Here is a 4197-nt window from a genome sequence, read left to right as displayed (position 1 = left end):
TCTTCCCCTCCGCGCTGGCCACGCGGCTGAGCAGGGCGTCCTTGTCGTCGGGCTCCAGCGTCTCGATGGCCTGGCGCAGGGTGTTGAAGTCGAGCCGGGCGATGGTGACGGCGTTGCCGCCCTTGATCTCCTGCACGGTGGGCACCGCCACCAGCTCGCGCATGTAGGTCTCGAACTCGACCTTCACGTCGGCCGTCTGCTGGATGCAGGTGTCCTTCGCGTTGACGATCTGCTGGCTGCCCTCGCGGTAGCTCAGGTCCGGGTTGCGGTTCATCGCATCCTCGAACGTGGTCGTCCGCTTGCGCAGGGAGGAGTACAGCTCGATGTAGTCGACGAGGCGGTCCGTCTCGGGGCGATTGACGTTGCGGGCCTTGCCCAGCGCGTCGGTGGTGTCGTCACAGGTGAGCTTCTGGAGCTCGGAGACCCCAGGCGTGTCTTTGACCGCCAGGTTCTGGGTCTCGCGGTCCAGTCGCTCGTCGGAGGAGATTTCCTTCACGCATCCAGAGGCGGAGAGGAACAAGAGGGTTGCGGCAGTGGAAGCGGACAGGCGGCGGAGCATCCGGACCTCGAACAATTGAGGGGACTTGGGCGTTGCTTTCCGGAAGTTTGTAGCGATAAGGGCCCCCAGCCGTCAACGACGCCCCCTTGGAGAACCTCCGGTGGACCTGCACGCCGAGAAGATCCTGATCCTCGATTTCGGGAGTCAGTACACCCAGCTCATCGCCCGACGGGTGCGCGAACTGGGCGTTTATTGCGAAATCCACCGCCCGGACCTCCCGGCGGAGGACATCCGCCGCTATGCCCCCCGGGGCATCATCCTCTCCGGAGGCCCGGCGTCCGTGGAGGCGCCTGGTTCCCCCCGGTGCGACCCCTTCGTCTTCGAGGCGGGAGTGCCCGTCCTGGGCATCTGCTACGGCCTCCAGCTCACCGCCAAGCTGCTGGGAGGGCGCATCGACCGGGGCGCTCACCGTGAGTTCGGCAACGCGGAGGTGGAGGTCCTCGCGCCCCGCGGGCCTTTCTCGGAGTTCCGTCCTGGTGACAGGGTCCAGGTCTGGATGAGCCACGGGGACCGGGTGGAGGAGCTTCCGCCCGGTTTCGAGGCCATTGGTCGCAGCGGCAACTCGCCCTTCGCGGCGGCGGCCCACCAGACCAAGCCCTTCTACGGCCTCCAGTTCCACCCCGAGGTCGTCCATACCCCGCAGGGCAAGGCCATGCTGCGGGCCTTCCTCTTCAACGACTGCAAGGTGAGCGGCTCGTGGACGATGAAGGGCTTCATCGACGAGGCCGTGGCCACCATCCGCAAGCAGGTGGGTGAAGAGGGCCGGGTCATCTGCGCGCTGTCCGGAGGCGTGGACAGCTCCGTGGCCGCGCTGTTGCTCCACCGCGCCATCGGCCCCCGGCTCCAGTGCATCTTCGTGGACAACGGGGTGCTGCGGCAGGGTGAGCGCGCCCAGGTGGAGGCGCTCTTCGTGGACCGCTTCCACGTCCCGCTGAAGACGGTGGACGCGCGGGCCCGGTTCCTGGACGCGCTGGCCGGCGTGACGGACCCGGAGAAGAAGCGGAAGATCATCGGCCGCGAGTTCATCGCCGTGTTCGAGGAGGCCTCGCGCGACATCCAGGACGCCGGGTTCCTGGCGCAGGGCACGCTGTACCCGGACGTCATCGAGTCCGTCTCGTACAAGGGCCCATCCGTCACCATCAAGAGCCACCACAACGTGGGTGGCCTGCCGGAGACGATGAAGCTCAAGCTGGTGGAGCCGCTGCGCGAGCTGTTCAAGGACGAGGTCCGCGCCCTGGGCCGCGAGCTGGGGCTGCCCGATGAGATGGTGAACCGGCAGCCGTTCCCCGGCCCCGGTCTGGCCATCCGCGTGCTGGGCGAAGTCACCGAGGCCCGCCTGGAGCTGGTACGGCGCGCGGACGCCATCGTCCAGGAGGAGATTCGCACCGCGGGGCTCTACAAGGAGCTGTGGCAGGCCTTCGCCGTGCTGCTGCCCGTGCAGAGCGTGGGCGTCATGGGCGACGAGCGCACCTACGAGTCCACCTGCGTGCTGCGCGCCGTCACCAGCGTGGACGGCATGACGGCGGACTGGGCGCGGCTGCCGTACCCCGTGCTGGAGCGCATCTCCACGCGCATCACCAACGAGGTGCGCGGCATCAACCGCGTCGCCTACGACGTGTCCTCCAAGCCCCCGGCCACCATCGAGTGGGAGTGAGGCTGGAGTAGGCGAGTAGGGTGGACGCAAAAGAGGCTGCCTGGCGAGAGTGCCCAGGCAGCCTCTTCGTGCATCAGGGGTCCGGGTTTCGAAGCCCGGGCCCCTTCAGCGCGGGTGAATCACCCGGCCGGCTTGGTGGGGACCGAGGGAATCTTGGTGCTGCCCGGGCGCAGCTCCTCGAGCACCCGGTTGGCGCCGTAGATCTTCTTCAGCGACTCGATGATGGCGTCGCTGTGCACGGCCACGGTGCGGTTGACGGACTCGTCGAAGCCGTACTCACCGCCCAGGGACTGGATGTTGCCGTCGAACACCAGGCCGACGATCTCCGCGTCCTTGTTGATCATCGGGGAACCGGAGTTGCCGCCGATGATGTCGTTGCTGGTGACCAGGTTCATCGCCGTGGCGCCGTCGAGCAGCTTCTCCGACTTCAGCCAGGACGGCGGAAGGGCGAAGGGCTCCTCGCCCGTGGCGTGCTCGAAGGTTCCCGCCATCTGGGTGACGGGCTCCACCTTCTTGCCGTCCTCCATGTAGCCCTTCACCGAGCCGTAGGACAGGCGCAGGCTGAACGTCGCGTCCGGGTACTGGTTGGTGCCGTAGGCCTCGAACTTCGCCTTGGCGACCAGCTCCGCGTTCTTCTTGATGACCGCGTCGATGTTCTCCTCGTAGTTCTTGCGGACCGCGCGGCCATCCGCGTCGAGCGCGAGGGCCAGCTGGATCATCGGGTCCTTGGACGCCGCGATGGCCGCCTTGCCGCCGTCGAGGAGGCCCTTGCGCACGGCCACGTCACACACCTTGGAGCCCTTCACGTCCTTGAGGACGCAGAGCTTGGAGCCCTTCACCAGCCGGGCCGCCATCTTCTCGGGGGACTCCTTGCCCAGGACCTTCTTGACGAACGGGTGGTTGGAGCCGAGCTCCTCGCGCATCTTCGTCAGGCCGAAGGTCAGGCGGAGGATCTCCATCTCCGGGTAGATGGGGGCCGGGCTGAGCAGCTGGGCCTGGAGGGCCGGCACGTTGGCCTGGTTGAACTCACGCAGGCGCTGGCCGTTCTCCTTGGGGAGCTCCTCGGAGGCGCGCACCAGCGTCTTCGCGATGCCGTACAGGCTGGAGGACAGGCCGTTGCCCTGCTCGACGAAGGCCAGGTCCTTGCGGATGTTGACGAGCTGGCCCTGCGCCTTGGCGATCTCATCCCACGCCGCGCCGTACTTCTTCTTCATCTCCGGGTTGGCGTCGACCTTCTTGCGCAGCTCCTGCTCGGCGGCGACCTTCTGGGCGAAGAACTTCTTGTCCTGGAGCGCCTCGAGGCGGCCCTTGGTCGCCTTCAGGCCGTTCTCCACGCCGAAGAGCATGTTGTTGGAGATGCGCTTCTGCTCGGGGCCGCGCTTCTGGAACTCCGTCACCATGCCGCGCACTTCGGACATCATGAAGAGCATCTTCGGCATGGCCACGTCGCGCTGGTACTCCAGCTCGGCGACGGTGAGGCCACGCGAGGTGCGGCCGGGGTGGCCGGACACGAAGGTGAGGTCACCCTCCTTGGCGCTCTTCTCGGACCACTTGAAGTAGTTCTCCGTCTTGGCCGGCTTGCCGTCCTGGTAGACGCGCAGGAACGTCACGTCCAGGTCCCACCGGGGGAACTCGAAGTTGTCCGGGTCGCCGCCGAAGAAGGCGATGGCGTGCTCGGGGGCCATCACCAGGCGCACGTCCTGGAAGCGGCGGTACTTGTAGAGGTTGTACTTGCCACCCTGGTACAGGGTGACGACGTCACAGCGCACCTTGGCGTCACCGGCGGAGCAGGCCTGCTCCAGCTCGGACATCTTCGCCTTCAGGGTGTCGTTGTACGGCTTGCCGGACAGGCCCGCGGTCGCCTTGTTCAGCGTCTCGGTGACGTCGGTGATCTGCTCCAGCTGGTTGATCTCCATCGCCGGGCACTGCGTCTCCTCGGCTTCGGCCTTCGCGTAGAAGCCGTTGGCGATGTAGTCCTTCTTCG

General features: G+C 66.8%; 3 protein-coding genes. 1 reads left to right on the top strand and 2 read right to left on the bottom strand.

The window, feature by feature from the left end; genetic code table 11:
* On the bottom strand, positions 1–559 hold a 559-nt coding region (locus ACN469_RS30835; protein ID WP_498773664.1), incomplete at its 3' end, for a hypothetical protein.
* A 100-nt stretch (positions 560–659) separates the two neighbouring features.
* Between ACN469_RS30835 and guaA the strand changes: the two genes are divergently transcribed.
* On the top strand, positions 660–2213 hold the full coding sequence (gene guaA, locus ACN469_RS30830; protein ID WP_498773662.1) for a glutamine-hydrolyzing GMP synthase: 1554 nt from the start codon (positions 660–662) through the stop codon (positions 2211–2213).
* A gap of 119 nt (positions 2214–2332) precedes the next feature.
* On the opposite strand, the gene ACN469_RS30825 is transcribed toward guaA, so the two are convergent.
* Positions 2333–4197: S46 family peptidase (locus ACN469_RS30825; RefSeq protein WP_498773660.1), on the bottom strand; the 1865-nt coding region annotated here is incomplete at its 5' end.

This window comes from Corallococcus terminator, assembly GCF_049194865.1.
GTDB lineage: Bacteria > Myxococcota > Myxococcia > Myxococcales > Myxococcaceae > Myxococcus > Myxococcus terminator_A.
Note: the sequence above shows the minus strand (reverse complement) of the source record. Positions and strands in the feature narration are given on the sequence as shown.